Origin of the sequence: Mucilaginibacter sp. KACC 22063 (assembly GCF_028736115.1) — a bacterium.
In the GTDB taxonomy this organism is placed as follows: Bacteria; Bacteroidota; Bacteroidia; order Sphingobacteriales; family Sphingobacteriaceae; genus Mucilaginibacter.
The window spans coordinates 2804547-2822460 of sequence record NZ_CP117877.1 but is presented as its reverse complement, the minus strand read 5'-3'; the positions used below and the strand labels follow the sequence as shown (position 1 = coordinate 2822460).

The window sequence follows — 17914 nt, the reverse complement described above, 5'->3', positions numbered from 1 at the left end:
TAATTAGTGCGAACCGGACAAAAAACAGGATAGAACGGACAGTTTTTCAGTTAAATAATAATTGAGAAACCTGTAAGATAATAATGAGCATTTATTTGCCAGAGGTAGTCAGTTAATAATCACCAATATTGGCTTTCATGATAAGCACAGGTAGCAATAGATTACTCATAATACACTTAAAGTATTACCTTTATATGGACGTACTATATTTTAAAAACAATTCAGCCGCGATAACTTTGTGGCAGGAGGGAGCAGGGTACTTTGAGCTATTTTAATGACTGATTAGCATGAAGCTGTTTTTGTATTTCATCAAAATTTAAAGCATAATCATACATTTTTAATGAGGCGATATAACCTGTAAAATTTTCGCCAATGTCTGACGCTCCTATAATAAATTTAGCATTTTTTATGGCAGATGACAAGGTCATCATCTGTGCATTATCCAGTTTACCGTCGACATAGATCTTCTCAGATATACCATCAAATGTTAAAACAATATAATGCCATTTATTGCTCTGCGGCATATGGTTATATTTCATATCAAAATGATAATCAAGGTGCCCGGCCGCTCCGTAACCACCACTGTTGAAATACATCGCATTATAGGAGTTGGCAAGTCTCATTATGTTTCTGTTGCACCACGACATCAGGCATCCGCCTTCTTTTGCCATCACCCGTGTTTTTACCCAGGCAGCAACTGTGTATGAACCGTTCCATGCAAGTGTTTGCGGAACAGGTTGATCTGATTGAAGAGACCCGTTTGTAAATTTAAAGGCAGTTATCCCGGCTTCGTCTTTTTCAATCGTAACATCGCCGTTTTTTTTAAATATTCCACCAAGTACACCTTTGTTCTTAACAATTTTAAAAGACTGATCTTTTGAATAATCTGCTGCATTAATGTTCAGCAGCATTTGCCGTTTACTGTTGAGCGCAGGTGCGTTTTCCGAGATTTTGTTTTTTATGTGTAGCGGCATGTCAAATAGGCCATCATAAACTTTGATATTCCATATTGCGGCATACAGCCCTTGTTTTTCAGTACCTGTAACCGTTAATTTGATAAATCGTGCTTTTACATCTTTATCGTCAATCATTGGGCTGCCAGGTGTCCGGTTCTTTGATTGATCTGCAAAAAGCTTCCAGCTTTTACCATCAGCAGAGTATTTGATCATATACTGATAGTAAAATGCAGGAAATTCAAATTGCGTCATTATACGCCTGATCCTTTTTTCAGCACCTAAATCAATGGTTAAATCCTGTGGCAATAGGTTACTGCCAGCTTTCCAAAGGGTTGCGTTGTTATCGTCGGTTACAAAACTGGCTTTGTATTCGTAATCGTTATTCAAATCCTGCAAATGATACTCTGAAGATGCACGGGCGTCTTTATTTAAAGCCAGGTTAACAGGTGGCGTTTGTTTTGACGGATTGATATAGCCGGTATTTTGCGGTTCCACCTTCTTTATGGTCGAATCGTTTTCAAAGATCAAGCGATCTACACATACCTGACGGGCTAATCCGCCCCTGGTCATAGGGTAATCATGCTTGTGATAAATAATGTAATAGTCATCACCGTCCTGTAAAACGGAATGGTGCCCCGGGCCATGAACGGTTTTGTCGGCATTGGTACTTAAAATCGGATTATTAGCTCCTTCTTTAAAGGGGCCGTAAGGGGTATGGGCATACGCATAGCGTACATTATAAGTCTCGTCATGGCATGATCCGCCCGAATACATTAATAGGTATTTATCTCCCTTCTTCATCATATAGGGTGCCTCAAAAGGCCCGGGCGTTTGCGCCAGCGGAATGTTTGTTGATTTTTGCATGTTACTCATGCTTTGACTATTAAGTTCGCCTACTGCGTAACCGCCATTGTAGTGTACCCATGTACCCCAGTAACCATAAATTTTTTGGTCATCATCAGTAAAAAACTGTGCATCAAGCGAAGGAAAGCCCGGCCGGGGGTAATCATGCGGAATAACCGGATTGTCAGCGTCGCTTAACTTTTTCCAGGGACCAACAGGTGTATCAGAAACATATCCATATATGTTGCAACCCATTTCGCAGTTACCGAAGTATAAGTAATAACGATTGTTTTTGAAGACCACATCAGGTGCCCAAAAATTGGTTAAAGGTTCGGCGGTAAAAGCAGGAACATCCATTGTGTAGTTATACCAATTTTCGAAATCTTTGCTGTACCATACCGTAGGTGCCCCCGATGCCAGCATAATGTTGTCAGTAGTGGCGTAGATGTAATATATATCGCCAAACTTTTTAATAGTTGGATCAGCAAAATAACCCGGCAGCAGCGGGTTTAGAATTTTATTTTGAGCCCGTAGCGTTGAATAACTATTGGGAAGGTCTTTATTTTGGGCAAAACTTCTGCTAACGATTGACATCAGGGCAATTGCGAGTAATAAAGCACCTTTAAGGCTTAATTTCATATAGAATTTAATTATATACCGTGGCTGAATATAGAAAATGCACGTTGTAGTTACCGGCACTTATTTATTTGAATTAGTGCTCATGACAGCGAAATACAGATAAAATATAGCATGATGATCTGGCCGCGGCTTTTTGAATTGTATTTTGAATGGGCATGACAGGTCAGCGGTTCAGATCATGCAATGGGAATATATGACAGATATGCAATTAATTAAAAAATACAGATTAGTATTAGGAAAGCATCTCCAAGGACCGGCAATAGCCAGCAATGCATTGAAAAATGTACGGCTTAAAAAGAAGGTGTGAATAGGGCACTAAGAAGTTATAACAATGAGGGTTCTGAAGAGCAATTTTAATTATAACAAAAAAACCCTCTAAATCATACAATTTAGAGGGTTTTGATACTTGGTATCGCTTTAGTCGGGATGGCAGGATTCGAACCTGCGGCCTCCACATCCCAAATGTGGCGCGATACCGGGCTACGCTACATCCCGTTTGCGTGGTGCAAAAGTAAGATTTAAAAATACATACGCAAAGCCTGTGGTGATATTTTTTTTAAAAATCTTCTATCAGGCTGTTTTTCAAAAAGATAAAATTCAATAGCGCGGTGGTCTTAACCTGTGAAATAATAAAATCAACTAACAAATCATTAGTTTAAACATATTTAAATCAATAGTGTTAACAAAACAAGCTGTAAGTCTTAATATGCTTACAAGTTATAAATGTTATATAATTGGATATTTGATTTTAATCAAATATTTATTTGCTTAATAATAAAATTCTGACTTAAATTTTATTATTATTATTAATATTGTAAAGTAATTCTGTTACATTTATCTGTAATAATGTTTCAAACTCTTAACATCGTACCTCGCTGGATAATCTTTTGTCTCGATCTTATAATCGGTATGTTTTCTTTAGGGATGGCATATTTTATCCGTTATAATTTCGATATAAATAACATTCAAACCGCTTCTTTTAGTCGTAACCTGTTGATTTTTACTGTAATCAACGTAATTGTATTCCTGGTTGTAAAAACATATGCGGGTATCATCAGATACACCAGTTTTCAAGATGCACACAGGATTGTACTTTCTGTAGGAATAAGTAATTTCTTGTTTTTCCTTACAAATCTGGTGTTGATGACATTTAATTTAAAAACCATGATCTCTAACGAGGTGTTGGTGATTAATGCATTATGCAGTTTTGTTTTACTACTTAGTTACCGGGTATTTGTTAAGTATTTCTTTTTATATATAAAAAACCTGAACATTGATAAAAGACATGTGGTAATCTACGGCGCAGGTGAAATCGGTATCGCTGCTAAACGTACTTTAGATCATGATGCAGCAGTTAATATGACTGTTGTAGGTTTTATTGAAGATGATACCAGGAAGTCTGGGAAAATAATAGAAGGAGTTAAAATATATTCTGTTTCCGCTTTCGAAAAATTTGTAACTTCTCTTGAAAAAGTTGACGATTTGATAATTGCTATTAACAATCTTGACTCTGACCGTAAAAATAGAATTGTAGACCTTTGTCTTAAATATAATATCAGAGTACTGACCTTGCCACCAGTTACAAATTGGATAAATGGCCATATCAATACCAAGCAAATACAAAATATCAAAATTGAAAACTTGCTTGAACGCGACCCGATTAAAATCGACAATGATGTTATCAGCGATCAATTAAAGGGTAAACGTATTGTTGTTACAGGTGCCGCAGGGTCTATCGGTAGCGAAATTGTACGTCAGCTACTGAACTTTAAACCTCAGATGATCATTTTAACAGATCAGGCTGAATCTCCTTTGCATGAATTGCAACTCGAATTGGAAGAATGCTGCGATGACCAGATTTTTCACTCTTTTATAGGTGATGTGCGGGACCGCAACCGTATGGAATCTCTTTTCAAAACATTCCAGCCTCATTATGTTTATCATGCGGCGGCTTACAAGCATGTACCATTAATGGAACACAATCCTGCTGAAGCCATCAGGACTAATGTAATGGGTACAAAGATAATGGCTAATCTGTCTGTTCAATATGGTGTGCATAAATTTGTAATGGTATCAACCGATAAGGCTGTAAATCCTACTAATATTATGGGCGCTTCTAAGCGTATCGCCGAAATTTATGTACAATCTTTGTTTAAGTCATTCTTTGAACCCGGAACGGTATACGAAAATGGCCTTAGCCACTTAAATACAAGTAAAAGAAAAGAAAATACTAAGTTTATAACTACCCGTTTCGGTAATGTATTGGGTTCAAATGGTTCGGTTATACCAAGGTTTAAAGCTCAGATAGAAAAGGGCGGGCCTGTAACTGTAACCCATCCGGAAATAACAAGATATTTTATGACCATTCCTGAGGCTTGCAGGCTGGTTCTTGAAGCCGGATCAATGGGTAACGGGGGTGAAATATTTATTTTTGACATGGGCAAATCTGTAAAGATTGTCGAACTGGCGAAAAAAATGATCAGGCTTTCGGGTTTGATACCTAACCAGGATATTGCTATTGAATTTACTGGCCTGCGCCCAGGTGAAAAGCTTTACGAGGAGTTGCTGAATGATATGGAAAACACTATACCTACACACCATCATAAAATAATGATCGCCAAGGTACGTGAGTATAGTTTTGCAGCCGTTGTTAAACAGGTTGACGAATTGATACATCTGGCCACAACACATAATAATAACCGTATTGTAGCTAAAATGAAGGAAATAGTTCCTGAATTTAAAAGCAATAACTCCGTCTATGAAGCGCTTGACCTCCAAACATCGGTTAACTAATATTTAGTTATTATTCTTTTTAAAAAACTTTTTAAGCTATTAAATCGTACAGATAGTTAATCTGAATTCAGTTTGTTTGCCGTTTTAAATCATTTGCATATTTTTAAGGACTGAAGCAAATTGCTATCCGATAATCTTGCTTATTAATGAAAAGAATATATACTTTAATATTATCAGTTCTTGGCTTATTGTTCTTATATCAACCTCTTAAAGCTCAGGAATCAATAATTCCAGACATTAATGAAGCATATCTTAATAAACTTATAGAAGTTTCTAAGGCCAATTACCCCAGAGTTAGGGCTAACCAGAACCGGGTTTCTGTTGCTAAGGAAAATATCAGTAAAGCAAAGATCTCTTATCTTGATGCCTTTACCATCTCGTATGTTTATCAGCCGCATAGTGCTACCATAGTGGCAACCCCCGGCATTAACACCACCGGTACAAGCAGTACTACTACACAATCTTACAGCTACTTTAATGGTTTGCAGGTAGGCCTTTTTTTTAATCCGGGATACTTTTTTCAAAAACCAGCTACGATAAGGCAGGCAAAAGCAGAACTACAGGTTGCACAAAGCGAAAGCGATGAATACATGCTTACTTTAACTAATGAAGTAAAGAAACGTTATTACCTGTACATTCAGCGTACTGCAGAAGTTAAATTGCAAACACAATCTGCAATGGATGCCGCAGAACTGGTAAAAAGTATAAGACATAAGTTTGAAAAAGGAGAAGAAACCTATGATAATTATAATAAGGCACAGGCAACCCTTTCTGACCGTAATCAATCACGTATTTTAGCTGAAACCAACTTATTAATTGCAAAATCAGACCTGGAAGAAATTTTGGGTGACAAACTTGAAAATATCAAATAATGGAACTGAGTAATTTTTTCAGGCTACTGATAAAAAATAAGTATACACTTATTATAATACCTTTAGTTGCCATTATTATCACTTACTTTTTGGTTCGCAACCAGCCTGATCTTTATACTTCGCAGGCCCAGATTGCTACAGGCATAGTGGATCAGACACAACAATCTATTTCGCAGCAAATACAGCAGGATTCGCGCATTAGCCAGGAGTTTAGTAACCTGATTGAACTGATCCGTTCAAAAAAAATGCTGGATCAGGTTTCGTACCAGCTAATGATACACGACCTGAAAAGTGCAGCACCTTATCGTAAGCCAAGTAAACTTTTAAGTACGCTTAATCAGCAGGCCAAACAACATGCGTTGCAGGTTTACAGCGATATGTACGCTAAAAAGCAATCATTATCATTATTTAATGAGGATCAGCGCGGATTGTACCAGTTAATGTCATCCATGAAGTATGATGACCAGTCGTTACTTAAAACATTGACAGTTTACCGTACTGATAACAGTGATTTTATAGTTGTACAGGCAGACTCGGATAACCCCGAACTATCGGCCACTATTGTTAATAATTTATGCAGCGAGGCTATTAGTTATTACAACATGCTTATAAAAGAGAACCAGCAAAAGGCAGTTACTTTTTTGGGCGAGTTATTAAAAGCCAAGCAGGATTCGATGAATAAGCGGATGCAACAGCTTAAAGATTACAAAATTCAGAATCATGTGTTTAATCTTAATGAGCAGGCCCGTTCTTTATATGGTGAAATAGCAGATTTTGAAACCCGGCTTGAACAAAATAAAAAGGATGCAATAGCTAATCAGCAGGCCGTTAAAAACATCGATAGTAAATTCGACCCTTCAGACAGGCAATATATTGAAAGCACGCTTGTAAAGATCAATCAAAATATTGTAGGTACACGTGCCCAGCTCGAGGCTGCTAATAATCGCTATGTGCAAAGTGGTTTCGATCAGAAATACAAATCGCAGGTTGATTCACTAAGCCGCAGATTATCAGCTCAGGTAAATCAGTCTACAGATAAATTGATCACAAGTCCACTTACTACCAAACAGAACTTAATAGAACAAAAACTAACACTGCAGATCCAGGCAGATCTGGCAAAAAACAGTATCTCTTCTATACAAACCCAACTTGATGCCTTAAACCAGAGATTATATAAACTGGTACCGCATGAGGCTGTAATACAGGCTGATGAAAGTGCCATAACTGTAGCCAGTCAGGAGTATCTGGATATATTACAGAAATATAATCAAACCAGTCTTGAATCTAATTTTACTGCAAGACTGCGACGGGTACAACAAGCCATGCCGGGTATGGCACAGCCATCTAAAAAAATGTTGCTTGTAATATTGAGCGGCATTATAAGTTTTGTGTTTTGCGTGGCTGTGTTCTTTGTTATTTTCTTGTTAGACACCTCAATTAAAAACCCGAGAGAACTTGCCAATAAGACAAAGACGCCTGTGATGGGCTATCTTAATCAGTTGCATGGTGCAGTAATTGATTTAAATAAGGTCTGGAATGAAAGGGATGCTGGAACCGAGGTAGCGCTGTTCAGAAGTTTATTGCAGTCGGTAAGATTTGAAATAGATACAGAGTTAAAAGGCGACAAGATACTTTTAGTTAACAGTATAAAAAAGGGGGAGGGCAAAACGTATGTTACCATGAACCTTGCCTATGCCTATGCTGCTATCAATAAAAAAGTATTAGTAATTGACGGTAACTTTATTAACCCGGATATTACTGAATTGTCTGGTACTAAAAATTTTATTGAAGATTATTTTAAGGCCGCAGAAGATACTGAGACCATGCACTTAAATTCTAAAATAAATATTTTAGGAAATAAAGGCGGCGGTTTATCCGTGCTGGAAATTGCCGACAGCAATATCATCAACAGAAAGTTGAATGCTTTAAAATCATTTTACGACATTATTATCATAGAAGCATCAGCCCTTGATACGCTTAACCGATCAAAGGAATGGATACTTTATGCAGAGAAAATAGTTGCCATTTTTGAAGCTGGACAAAGTTTTAAACAAACACAACAGCTTAACCTCGAATACCTTAAGGCACATGGGAATAAGTTTGTAGGTTGGGTGATGAATATGGTTTCAAAAGAGCAACTTCAGGAGCCACCTAAATAGAAGATTATAGTATGATTACCATTTGGATAGTTTTACAGGTATTGGTGGGTTATAATCTTGTACTTCCTTTTTTGCTTTACTTGTTGTCTACATTTAAAAGAAATAAAATAGGGGGTGGCCAGCCGCATCAATCTGTTATAAATGACTATGGTATAATTGTTACCGCCTATGAGCAGGTTACTGCCATTCCTGATGTAGTAGCCTCGCTGCTAAGGCTTAATTATCAGAATTTCCTGATTTATATTGTTGCAGATAAATGCGATGTATCCGGCTTACAATTTAAAGATGATCGAGTGATCATCTTAAGGCCCGAGGAAACGCTTTCGAGCAATACAAAATCTCATTTTTATGCGATCAACAGGTTTAAGCGCCCGCATAATATCTTAACTATTATTGATAGTGATAACCTTGCAGAACCTGATTATCTTGACCAGCTGAACATTTATTTCGATGCTGGTTACAGTGCCGTACAGGGCGTAAGGGATGCTAAAAATCTGAATACTACATACGCACGTTTGGATGCAGCCCGCGATATTTATTATCATTTTTATGACGGAAAGATATTGTTTAAAATAGGCTCATCTGCTACACTGGCCGGTTCTGGTATGGCTTTTACCACGCAGCTTTATCGCGACTGCCTTGAAAACAGGGATGTGTCCGGTGCTGGTTTTGATAAAGTTTTACAATATGCCATTCTTAGCCGCAACCTGCGCATTGCTTTTGCAGATAAGGCCATTGTATACGACGAAAAGACAACAAAAAGTGATCAGTTGGTTAAACAGCGTTCACGGTGGATCAATACTTGGTTTAAGTACTTTACTTTCGGCTTTAAACTACTATTCAAAGGGAGCTGGAACCAGTTTGTTTTTGGTTTAATACTACTGCGCCCACCACTATTCATCTTTTTATTAGTATCGGTTGTCTTTATGCTCATCAATATATTTATCAGCCTTACTGCAGTGTTAATATGGCTTGTTGCATTTATTATATTTGTATTAGGTTTTTATATTGCACTGGCTAAATCAGATACCGACAAAACCATCTATCAGTCTTTAATTAATATTCCAAAGTTTATATTTTTCCAGGTATTATCATTGCTCAAAGCCCGTAATGCCAACAAGCATTCTGTAGCTACTACGCATTACTATAATAGTGCTTCGGAGGAGCAAAAAGATGAGAATTGATCCTTCAGAAGAAGTTATACGGAAAGAGGAAATTGCTAAAGAGCTAAAAGAAAAAACAGACCGTATAACGCGTATTGTTGCAATTGTTGTTGCATTTTTAAGCACATATATGTTATTTCTAAAAATATTGTTTTTATAAATGGCAGATCATAATCCGGTAGCCGGCAACATTGTTTTTAAAAAGCGCGAAACAAATAACCGTGCCCGGATAAACCGTTTGGTAAGTAAATTAAACAGCCCTTTATTTATTAGTTTATTAGGTGCATTTGCGGCCATCATCGGTATTGGGGTAGGTACGGCAGGCATTCCGTTTGGTGGTATGTTTCTGGCTATAGCTATTGGCATTCCATTAGTGTGGTGTCTTGTTGCTTATTCAGAATTTGGGGTGTTGGTATTACTAATTACTGCCTATCTGCTTTTTTTACTAATGCGATTTATACCCGGGCCGTTAGGTACATTAATGGATGCCATGCAGGCTTTGCTGGCTATTGTTGTAGTAGTAAAGCAAAAAAAGGAAAATAACTGGGCATTATTCAAGGGGCCAATAACTGTAATGGTTTTATTATGGATTGGATACAACCTGATAGAAGTAGCCAACCCAACGGCCGAATCGCGCATGGCCTGGGTATATACCGTGCGCTCGGTGGCTATTGTACAAATCAGCTATTTTATCTTTTTGTATAATATCAAATCTGTAAAATTTGTAAGGCTTATTTTAAAACTATGGCTGGTATTGTCGATACTTGGCGCCCTTTATGGCTTTAAGCAGGAGTTTATTGGTTTCAGCGACTCTGAAAATGCCTATTTATATTCGGATCCCTCTATTGCATCTTTGCTTTTTATAAATGGTCACTGGCGTAAGTTTTCTTTCTTCTCAGACCCGGTAGCTTACTCTTACAACATGGTAATGCCAAGTATCCTATGCGTATGTGTCATATTTGGGAAATTTGCTAACTGGAAAAAGATCGTGTCATTGTTTTTGATTATACTTTTCTTCATCGCCATGATCTTTTCCGGCACGCGCGGAGCAAACGTGTTATTGCCGGCAGCTTTACTGCTATTTGCTATACTGAACTATAATAAGAAGGTGCTTATTTTCTCCTGTATCGCCGGGTTCTTTTTTATTGTGCTGATTAATATACCAACAGGAAATCAAAATATCGTACGCTTCCAGTCTGCGTTCAGGCCTAACAATGACGATTCTTATAACGTGCGTAAGCAAAATCAGAAACGCATACAGCCCTATATTTTAACCCACCCAATGGGTGGTGGCCTTGGAGCCACCGGTGTATGGGGAAAACGTTTTGCACCTGGTTCTTTTTTGTCTAACTTTCCGCCAGATAGCGGTTATATACGGGTTGCTGTAGAAAACGGGTGGTTAGGCTTGCTGCTATTTTGTACCATGATGTTTGTAATGATGAAAACAGGCATCAACAATTTTTATCTGATACAAGATCCTGAATTAAAATCTTACTGCCTGGCAGCAACATTGATTGTGTTTGCATTCAACATTGCCGATTTTCCGCAGGAAGCTTTGGTTCAGTTTCCGTCGAACATACTTTTTTACCTCTTTGTAGCCCTTATCCCAATTACTAAAAATTTAGATGATCAGAAAAGAAAAAACATCTTGCCTGCTGCTTCCGTAGAAGGTACTTAGTAACATGAGCGATATAATAAAGAACAGGGATATTGTTATTGTTGGGCAACAAGCCTGGGATGTTGAAATCGGTAGCAATTGTAAAAACATTGCACTCGAATTCAGCAAGAATAATCGTGTTTTATATGTTAATGCGCCGCTGGATACACAAACCTATTTAAAGGGCAAAAGTGATGCGAACGTTAAAAAGCGCATCGATCTGATAGAGGGTAAAAAAGACAACATTTTCAAGATTGAAAATAATTTATGGAACCTGTATCCTGATAAGATAATCAGGTCAATCAACTGGTTACCTTTCACATTGGTACACACCATAATTAATAAGGCCAACAATAAGCTTTTTGCCGAAAGCATATCTAAGGCAATAGATACACTGGGTTTTAAGGATATTATCCTTTTTAATGATAACGATATTATCAGGTCTTTTTATCTGAAAGATCTTTTAAAGCCCAAGGTTAGTGTTTACTATTCACGCGATTATATGTTGGGTGTGGATTACTGGAAACGTCATGGTGAGCGCCTGGAACCAAAACTCATCGCGAAGAGTGATGTGTGCGTAGCTAACTCAGTTTACCTTGCTAATTATTGCAAACAGTACAATCCTAATTCATACTATGTAGGGCAGGGCTGCGATCTGGAAATGTTTGTAGCCAAAGATCAGGTTGTGCCAAATGATGTTGCGCCTATTAAAAAACCTGTTATCGGGTATGTTGGCGCTTTACAAAGTTTGCGGCTGGATATCGATCTGTTGAAACACATTGCACAAAACAAGCCCGATTGGAGCATTGTTTTGGTTGGGCCGGAGGACAATGAGTTTATAACAAGTGATCTGCATCAATTAGAAAATGTACATTTCCTGGGCCGGAAAAATGGCGACCAGTTACCGGCTTATATTTCTTCTTTTGATGTATGTATTAATCCGCAAATCGTTAACCAGGTAACTATTGGTAACTACCCCCGTAAAATTGACGAATACCTTGCTATGGGCAAACCCACTGTGGCAACCTATACCGAAGCCATGAGTGTTTTTGCAGACCATGTTTATCTGGGCAAAGGCAAAGAAGATTATATTGAACTCATACAAAAAGCCTTGAATGAGGATTCGCCTGAAAAGCAGCAGGAGCGTATTGACTTTGCTTCAGGCCATACCTGGGAAAACAACGTAAACGAAATTTACGCAGCTATAAACGCAGTTCAACAGTAATTAATTTTTATAAGTGATCAGTTCGTAAGTGTGCTTTACATTACGATAGATCATTCTTACAAAAGATACAAGCGGATTGGTGCTTGTCCTGAAGTCGCTTCGTGTCATGGTACTTGGTTCATCAGAGGAATTAACCTGATCGAAAAGACCTTTATAATCTTCATAAAACATCCCTTTACCAACGTGTTTTAAAAATGACAGCGCCATCAGAAATTCTGTACGGTCGCCTTTAAGGCCTTCTCTGTAACGACCGAATTTTTCAAAGAAATTGCTGCGGCGCAGGTGCGGGTGGTCACTATAGCAATGAAACTTCCTGTGTCCCGGATACCAGATCTTGAATACCATTTCTGAGTAGCCATCGCGGTAGGGTTTAAGATACGGATATTTAAAATAGGCATAAAAACGGACGATATCCATATCTTTTCTTTCATCCATTATGCTAACAGCATCCTGCAAATGCTTGCCATAGCCCGGAAACGGATTGAAATCTTCCTGTACGTAAAGCGTAAGCGGCGTTTTAACGGCATCTTGCCCTTTGTTAATGTTATTGCCTAAGCCCTTGTTTTTAGGCGTTGTAATGAGCCTGAAACCATATTGCGGAGCAATCGCCTGTAAATAGGTAATATGTTCGGGCTTGCTGCCATCATCAGATACTACAATATCTCCAAAGCTGATCTCTTGCTTTACAAACGCTTTTAATAAACGCTCTAAAGACTGGCTTCTGTTATAGTGAGTAATCAGTAGGGTAACAGTATCAAATTGGTATGCAGGAGTCATATGGGCTATTTACGAAACTTCTAATGTTATGGTTAGGACTACGGTCTTATTTTTTATACAATACTTCGTAGGTCCAGCGCAGCAGTTTAAACCGCAGGTAAAAGTATCGGGCTGTAAGCGCAACAGGATTTTTGCTTTCGCGCCAGTCGGCCCTGTTCATGGTGCTTGGTTCGTCTGACGAATTCTTTTGATAGAAAAGGTCGTTGAAATTATCGTAAAACAAGCCCCTGCCTTTGTGTTTAATAAACGAAGCCGCCATTAAAAACTCGGTGCGATCGCCTTTTATACCTTCCGGATAACGGCCGAATTTTTCTAAAAAGTTACTTCTGCGCAAATGCGGATGATCACTATAAACATAAAACTTCAGGTGATTGCCATAAAAAATGGAAGACTTAAACAGCATTTCCGAAAAACCATTTTTGTAAGGCTTCTTGTATGGATAACTGAAATAAGCATAAAATCTGGCAATATCCCAGGTAGGGTCTTCTTTAAAAAAAGTTAATGCATCTTTAAAATGCTCTGCAAAAGCAGGCTTAGGTTCAAAGTCTTCCTGCACGTATAGGGTAAGGGGCGTTTTAACAGCATCTTGCCCTTTATTGATATTATTGCCTAAACCTTTATTGACAGGTGTCGTAATAAGATCAAACTCAAAATTCGTTTTCAGATTTTTAATATACTCCAGATGTTCTGGTTTACTACCATCATCAGATACCACAATTCCGCCGAATACAAAGCCTTGATCTGCAAATGTTTTTAACAAACGTTGGAGCGAGCGGCTACGGTTATAATGCGTAATTAGAAGCGTTACTTCGGGAAACAGGTGTTGTACCATATTTGTATCTGATTGTGCTAATATCTGATAAATGAATTTATTTTACTTAATCTTGTTTTACGAATATTTATAAAGTTAGGATGTGGGCAAAAGCTACCGGAATAATTAAAAATAAACATTTCTTGTCATTAGCCGGTAACGGGGTAATGATTGTACTTGGAATGGTGACCACGGCAATCATTTTTAGGGCCATGCCCATATCAGAAGCCGGTAAATGGGTGTTTTTTCAGGCTACCTATTTATTGATAGATACTTTTCGATCCGGGTTTATCACCACTGCTTTTATCAAGTTTTATGCAGGATCAGATGAAGCACGTACTGCAGAGGTAGCGGGTTCTACCTGGGTGGTTGGATTAATCATAACAGGCATACTTGTTTTACTGAACCTGCCGGCGATATTTTTCTCACACTACGTTACAGACGAGGGGCTGCGGCTATTTATCAAATGGTTTGGTTTGGCCTATCTGTTCACCCTGCCCATGTTTTTAGCAACCTGCGTGCTACAGGGCGAACAACGTTTTGATCAACTGCTGTACGTACGTTTTGTAAACCGCGGGCTTTTTATCGTTTTTATTATCATTCTGCTCATCATTAAAAAGCTAACGCTTGATAGCCTGCTGTATTCATACCTGATCTCTAACTTAATTACGAGCCTGTATGCAATGGTAATGGGCTGGTCGCGGGTAAATACGCTTGCCCGCAGTACTAAAAAAACGGTGATGGAGCTTTATAATTTTGGTAAATACAGTGTTGGGACAACGTTAAGCGCAAATATGTTCCGCACATCTGATACTTATATCATTAACTTTATGCTTGGCCCTGCACCATTAGCTGTTTATAATCTGGGTCAAAGCCTGATGCAGTTGGTTGAGGTTCCTTTGGTAAGTTTCGCTGCTACTGGTATGCCTGAGCTTTCTGCGCATTATAATCAAAATAAAAGGGAAGAGGTGATCTACACCATGAAAAAATATGCAGGTATGCTTACTGTGATTTTGATCCCCGCCTGTATAATAGCAGTTCTGCTTGCGGATATTGCTATATCGCTGATTGGTGGCGGCAAATACGCCCATACAGAAGCAGCCAATGTATTCAGGCTGTTTATGACCTTTGCGCTATTATATCCTGTTGATCGCTTTTCTGCTTTAACGCTTGATGTAATTAATAAACCTAAGATAAACTTTTACAAGGTGTTGGTGATGCTGGCAGCAAATATTTTGTTTGATTACCTGGGTATACTGGTATTGGGCAATATTTACGGTGTTGCGGTTACTACGGTTGTCCCGGTATTAATTGCTGTAATTATAAGTTACATTGCACTTAACCGGTACCAGAAATATAACTTTTGGAGTGTATATACAGTAGGTTACAAGGAAGCTATTTCATTTGTGAAACAAGGCTTGGGCCGCGGTAAAGCTTAGTAAGCTACAAATACATTAAACGTATTTACACCAGTGGTTTTGTTATGATGATAGTAGAATGTGTCTGATGATTTGGTGATGATCAGCAAACCGAAATGTTCAGGAAGATTATCATCTGCCGCAAGCGAATTGTGATTTTCAACACAATAAAAATGCAATTGCTCATCTTTATTTTTCACATACAACGTATGCAAAAAGTCTGATGCAATAACGCTATCAGATGGAGCGGCTTTAAGCTTAAAATTTAAAGGGTTTCCGGTATCCGTCTTTATAATCCTGATACCATCATCCTCCATCCGTATCTGTAAACTTGATGAATCATTTGGCGTGTGTTTCACGGCATTGGTAATCAGTTCGGTGAGGATAAACTTGGTTTTAAAAGTTAAGGCATCATGGTCAGGCTGCTGCGGTAAATTATTCCTTATAAAATTAAGCATATCATCAAGTAACGTTGCCGGAACGTAACTTAAATCGTTTAAAAAATAAAGCTCACTTACCATTACCTGCTCAGTTAAGTAGTGCTAAGCCGAAGTAGCGTCATTAAAGGTATTGTAGATCTTGAATACCTTATCAAGCCTGATCAGTGATAAAAGATCATGTATGTCTTTTTTAAGGCCTACAAGTAAAATATCCTGCTTGGTTGCAATAGCATGCTTTAATGAAGCTACCAGTGCGCCTAAGAAAGTACTGTCGATATAGCTTACCTGGTGCATGCTTAGCGCAATTTTTTTCTGATGCGTATCCAGCAGCTTAACCATTTCAGCTTTAAAGGTATCTGCATTACTCATGTTAGCCTCTGTTAATTGCAGATCGGCAAGGATATAATTATCTGAGTTTTTTATGATATCAATCATTGTCAGTGGTTTTAAGCAAATGAATAATACTGCAATCATCAACCTGGGCTGTAACTGCATTTTTTTTAAGATACTCCTTTAGATTAGCAAAGGTATCTTGCTTATCTGTTATCTCTTTTAATTTTTGTACAAAATATTTATAGTCAGACTTACTGTGATCTTTATCTACAGCATAATCTATGATGCCATCTGTAAATATAAAAAGCTGGTCATTTGCCTGCATGGCCATCTGTTGTTCTTCGTACATACCGTCAGCAAATAAACCTAACAGTAACCCGGAAGATTGCAGCTCAGTTAACCGCCCGGTAGCTGCTTCATAATAAACAATAGGAAGATCGCCCGCACCTGAATAACTGATCGTATTCTTTTCATGATCGATCATCAGTAATGACAGGCTCGACAGGATGTCGGCAAGTACCTCGTCGGTTGCAATGATATGGTTTACCTTTTGCAATATAGCAGCGGTTGAATATTCCCCGCTCCAGATGGCAAACTTAACGGCAGCCCTTATGTAGCTTAAAAAACTAAAGCTTAAAAACCAAGCCATCCATTTTTTACCCATTACATCGCCAAGCACTATAAAAGTAAAACGATCGGTAACCTGTATAAAGTCAATAAAATCTCCGCCTGGTATATCCTGAAACGACTGATGCCAAAAGTTGAGCTCGTAGCCCTTAAGTATAGGGGCCTGTTGTGGTATTGACTTAATATTCAACGCCGTTGCTGCTTTTTTAACTTCGGCTTCAGATAATTGCCTTTGCTTGCTGACAGTATCAATCAGGTTATTGAGTTTTGATACGATCACATTTACAGGCGTATTTTTTAATACATAATCAATAGCCTGCAGGTTAAGTCCGCTGGTTACTAAGTCTTCGTCAGAAAAATCGGTTAGGAATATAAATGGTATATCCTGAAGTACAGGTTGCTTTAACAGGTGTCTCCTAAACTCGAGCCCATTCATCACAGGCATCTGGTAGTCAGATACTATTGCATCCGGGCGCTCGGTTTTTAGCTTTTGTAAAGCGTCTGCAGCAGATTCGGAAGTATCACAAACAAACCCTGATTTTTTAAATGCCTGCGAAAGCATTTTTAAAAAAAGCGGATTATCATCTACCAGAAGTATTTTTTTTAAAGACGAATCAGATGCCATTTGAAAAAATTAGGGAAGTGTTTTTTTCTGATAGAAAGTTTTAATTAATAAGTACACACCCGCTAATATAATAATTAGTGAAATGACATCCATTATGGTTACACCATCATTGGGGTTGAAATAGTAAATGGTGAACATTTCAAAATAAGGCGGGGCTGGCATCACAATCATGGCAAATCCAAGCCCAATCATTAACACCGCAATCAGGATAAGCACAACAGACGAAAGCCTTTCTTTTTTGATGTAGTTAGTTGCTCCTGCACTGTCGATACGGTGATTGGTTAAAAGTATGCTGAACTCGTCGAGCAATTCTTCGCGTGATGCGGTTGCGCTCAGTTCATCCATCTTTTCAAAGTCCTTTAGCTTGCTGCGGTCGATATTTGAAGATTGAACGGCTGTGTTAAAACGGTTCTGTAAATTTTTAATCGATTCACTGTCGAGGTTACTTTGCGCTAAAAGCGTAATAAGTTCATCCAGTTTCTGATCAATATCATTTTGCTGATTACTGATTTTTTCGAAATCGGAAATTTCTTTAGATATGTTTTTTTTATTACTCAATTGGTAACTATATTCAAT

Annotated in this window: 15 protein-coding genes and 1 tRNA gene; 8 read left to right on the top strand and 8 right to left on the bottom strand. The window is 38.1% G+C overall.

The genetic code is table 11. The annotated features are described in order from the left end of the window. Positions 1 to 266 precede the first annotated feature (266 nt). Both PQ461_RS12120 and PQ461_RS12115 read right to left on the bottom strand, forming a co-directional pair. On the bottom strand, positions 267 to 2438 hold the full coding sequence (locus PQ461_RS12120; protein ID WP_274205785.1) for a family 43 glycosylhydrolase: 2172 nt from the start codon (positions 2436 to 2438) through the stop codon (positions 267 to 269). A gap of 421 nt (positions 2439 to 2859) precedes the next feature. Further along, positions 2860 to 2933: transfer RNA gene (locus PQ461_RS12115), tRNA-Pro, on the bottom strand. 351 nt (positions 2934 to 3284) lie between these two features. Here PQ461_RS12115 and PQ461_RS12110 point away from each other — a divergent pair. The 7 genes from PQ461_RS12110 to PQ461_RS12080 all read left to right on the top strand — a co-directional run bounded on the left by PQ461_RS12110 (position 3285) and on the right by PQ461_RS12080 (position 12307). Continuing rightward, a complete protein-coding gene (locus tag PQ461_RS12110; protein WP_274205784.1) occupies positions 3285 to 5231 on the top strand; it encodes a polysaccharide biosynthesis protein in 1947 nt (648 codons plus the stop codon). Between the two features lie 146 nt (positions 5232 to 5377). Continuing rightward, complete coding sequence (locus tag PQ461_RS12105) at positions 5378 to 6103, top strand: TolC family protein (protein ID WP_274205783.1); 726 nt, start codon at positions 5378 to 5380, stop codon at positions 6101 to 6103. Beyond that, the gene (locus PQ461_RS12100) at positions 6103 to 8262 is read left to right on the top strand and encodes a Wzz/FepE/Etk N-terminal domain-containing protein (protein WP_274205782.1); all 2160 of its coding nucleotides are present in this window, start codon (positions 6103 to 6105) and stop codon (positions 8260 to 8262) included. Before PQ461_RS12105 ends, PQ461_RS12100 begins: the two co-directional genes overlap by 1 nt. Positions 8263 to 8273: 11 nt before the next feature. Next, the gene (locus PQ461_RS12095) at positions 8274 to 9446 is read left to right on the top strand and encodes a glycosyltransferase (RefSeq protein WP_274205781.1); all 1173 of its coding nucleotides are present in this window, start codon (positions 8274 to 8276) and stop codon (positions 9444 to 9446) included. Beyond that, positions 9436 to 9585, top strand: a complete 150-nt coding sequence (locus PQ461_RS12090; RefSeq protein ID WP_274205780.1) for a hypothetical protein — start codon at positions 9436 to 9438, stop codon at positions 9583 to 9585. Before PQ461_RS12095 ends, PQ461_RS12090 begins: the two co-directional genes overlap by 11 nt. Beyond that, a complete protein-coding gene (locus PQ461_RS12085; RefSeq protein WP_274205779.1) occupies positions 9586 to 11103 on the top strand; it encodes an O-antigen ligase family protein in 1518 nt (505 codons plus the stop codon). A 4-nt stretch (positions 11104 to 11107) separates the two neighbouring features. Then, a complete protein-coding gene (locus tag PQ461_RS12080; RefSeq protein WP_274205778.1) occupies positions 11108 to 12307 on the top strand; it encodes a glycosyltransferase in 1200 nt (399 codons plus the stop codon). Here the strand turns inward: PQ461_RS12080 and PQ461_RS12075 are convergent, their stop codons facing one another. Together PQ461_RS12075 and PQ461_RS12070 are read right to left on the bottom strand one after the other, a co-directional pair. Then, positions 12308 to 13084, bottom strand: coding sequence for a glycosyltransferase (locus PQ461_RS12075; RefSeq protein WP_274205777.1), 777 nt, complete (start codon positions 13082 to 13084; stop codon positions 12308 to 12310). Between the two features lie 46 nt (positions 13085 to 13130). Next, entirely contained in the window at positions 13131 to 13916 is a 786-nt protein-coding gene (locus tag PQ461_RS12070) for a glycosyltransferase (protein ID WP_274205776.1), read from the bottom strand. 80 nt (positions 13917 to 13996) lie between these two features. On the opposite strand from PQ461_RS12070, the gene PQ461_RS12065 reads away from it, so the two are divergent. Next, the gene (locus PQ461_RS12065) at positions 13997 to 15334 is read left to right on the top strand and encodes a lipopolysaccharide biosynthesis protein (protein ID WP_274205775.1); all 1338 of its coding nucleotides are present in this window, start codon (positions 13997 to 13999) and stop codon (positions 15332 to 15334) included. Here the strand turns inward: PQ461_RS12065 and PQ461_RS12060 are convergent. From PQ461_RS12060 to PQ461_RS12045, 4 genes are read right to left on the bottom strand one after another with little or no spacing between them, the layout of a single operon-like run. Next, complete coding sequence (locus PQ461_RS12060) at positions 15331 to 15834, bottom strand: ATP-binding protein (RefSeq protein WP_274205774.1); 504 nt, start codon at positions 15832 to 15834, stop codon at positions 15331 to 15333. The genes PQ461_RS12065 and PQ461_RS12060 overlap by 4 nt on opposite strands. Before the next feature lie 21 nt (positions 15835 to 15855). Next, entirely contained in the window at positions 15856 to 16188 is a 333-nt protein-coding gene (locus PQ461_RS12055; RefSeq protein ID WP_274205773.1) for an STAS domain-containing protein, read from the bottom strand. Then, the gene (locus PQ461_RS12050) at positions 16181 to 17338 is read right to left on the bottom strand and encodes a response regulator (protein ID WP_274205772.1); all 1158 of its coding nucleotides are present in this window, start codon (positions 17336 to 17338) and stop codon (positions 16181 to 16183) included. The genes PQ461_RS12055 and PQ461_RS12050 overlap by 8 nt, the downstream gene beginning before the upstream one ends. 9 nt (positions 17339 to 17347) lie before the next feature. Beyond that, positions 17348 to 17896: a hypothetical protein gene (locus PQ461_RS12045; RefSeq protein ID WP_274205771.1), complete on the bottom strand. Its 549-nt coding sequence runs from the start codon at positions 17894 to 17896 to the stop codon at positions 17348 to 17350. Between the last annotated feature and the right edge of the window lie 18 nt (positions 17897 to 17914).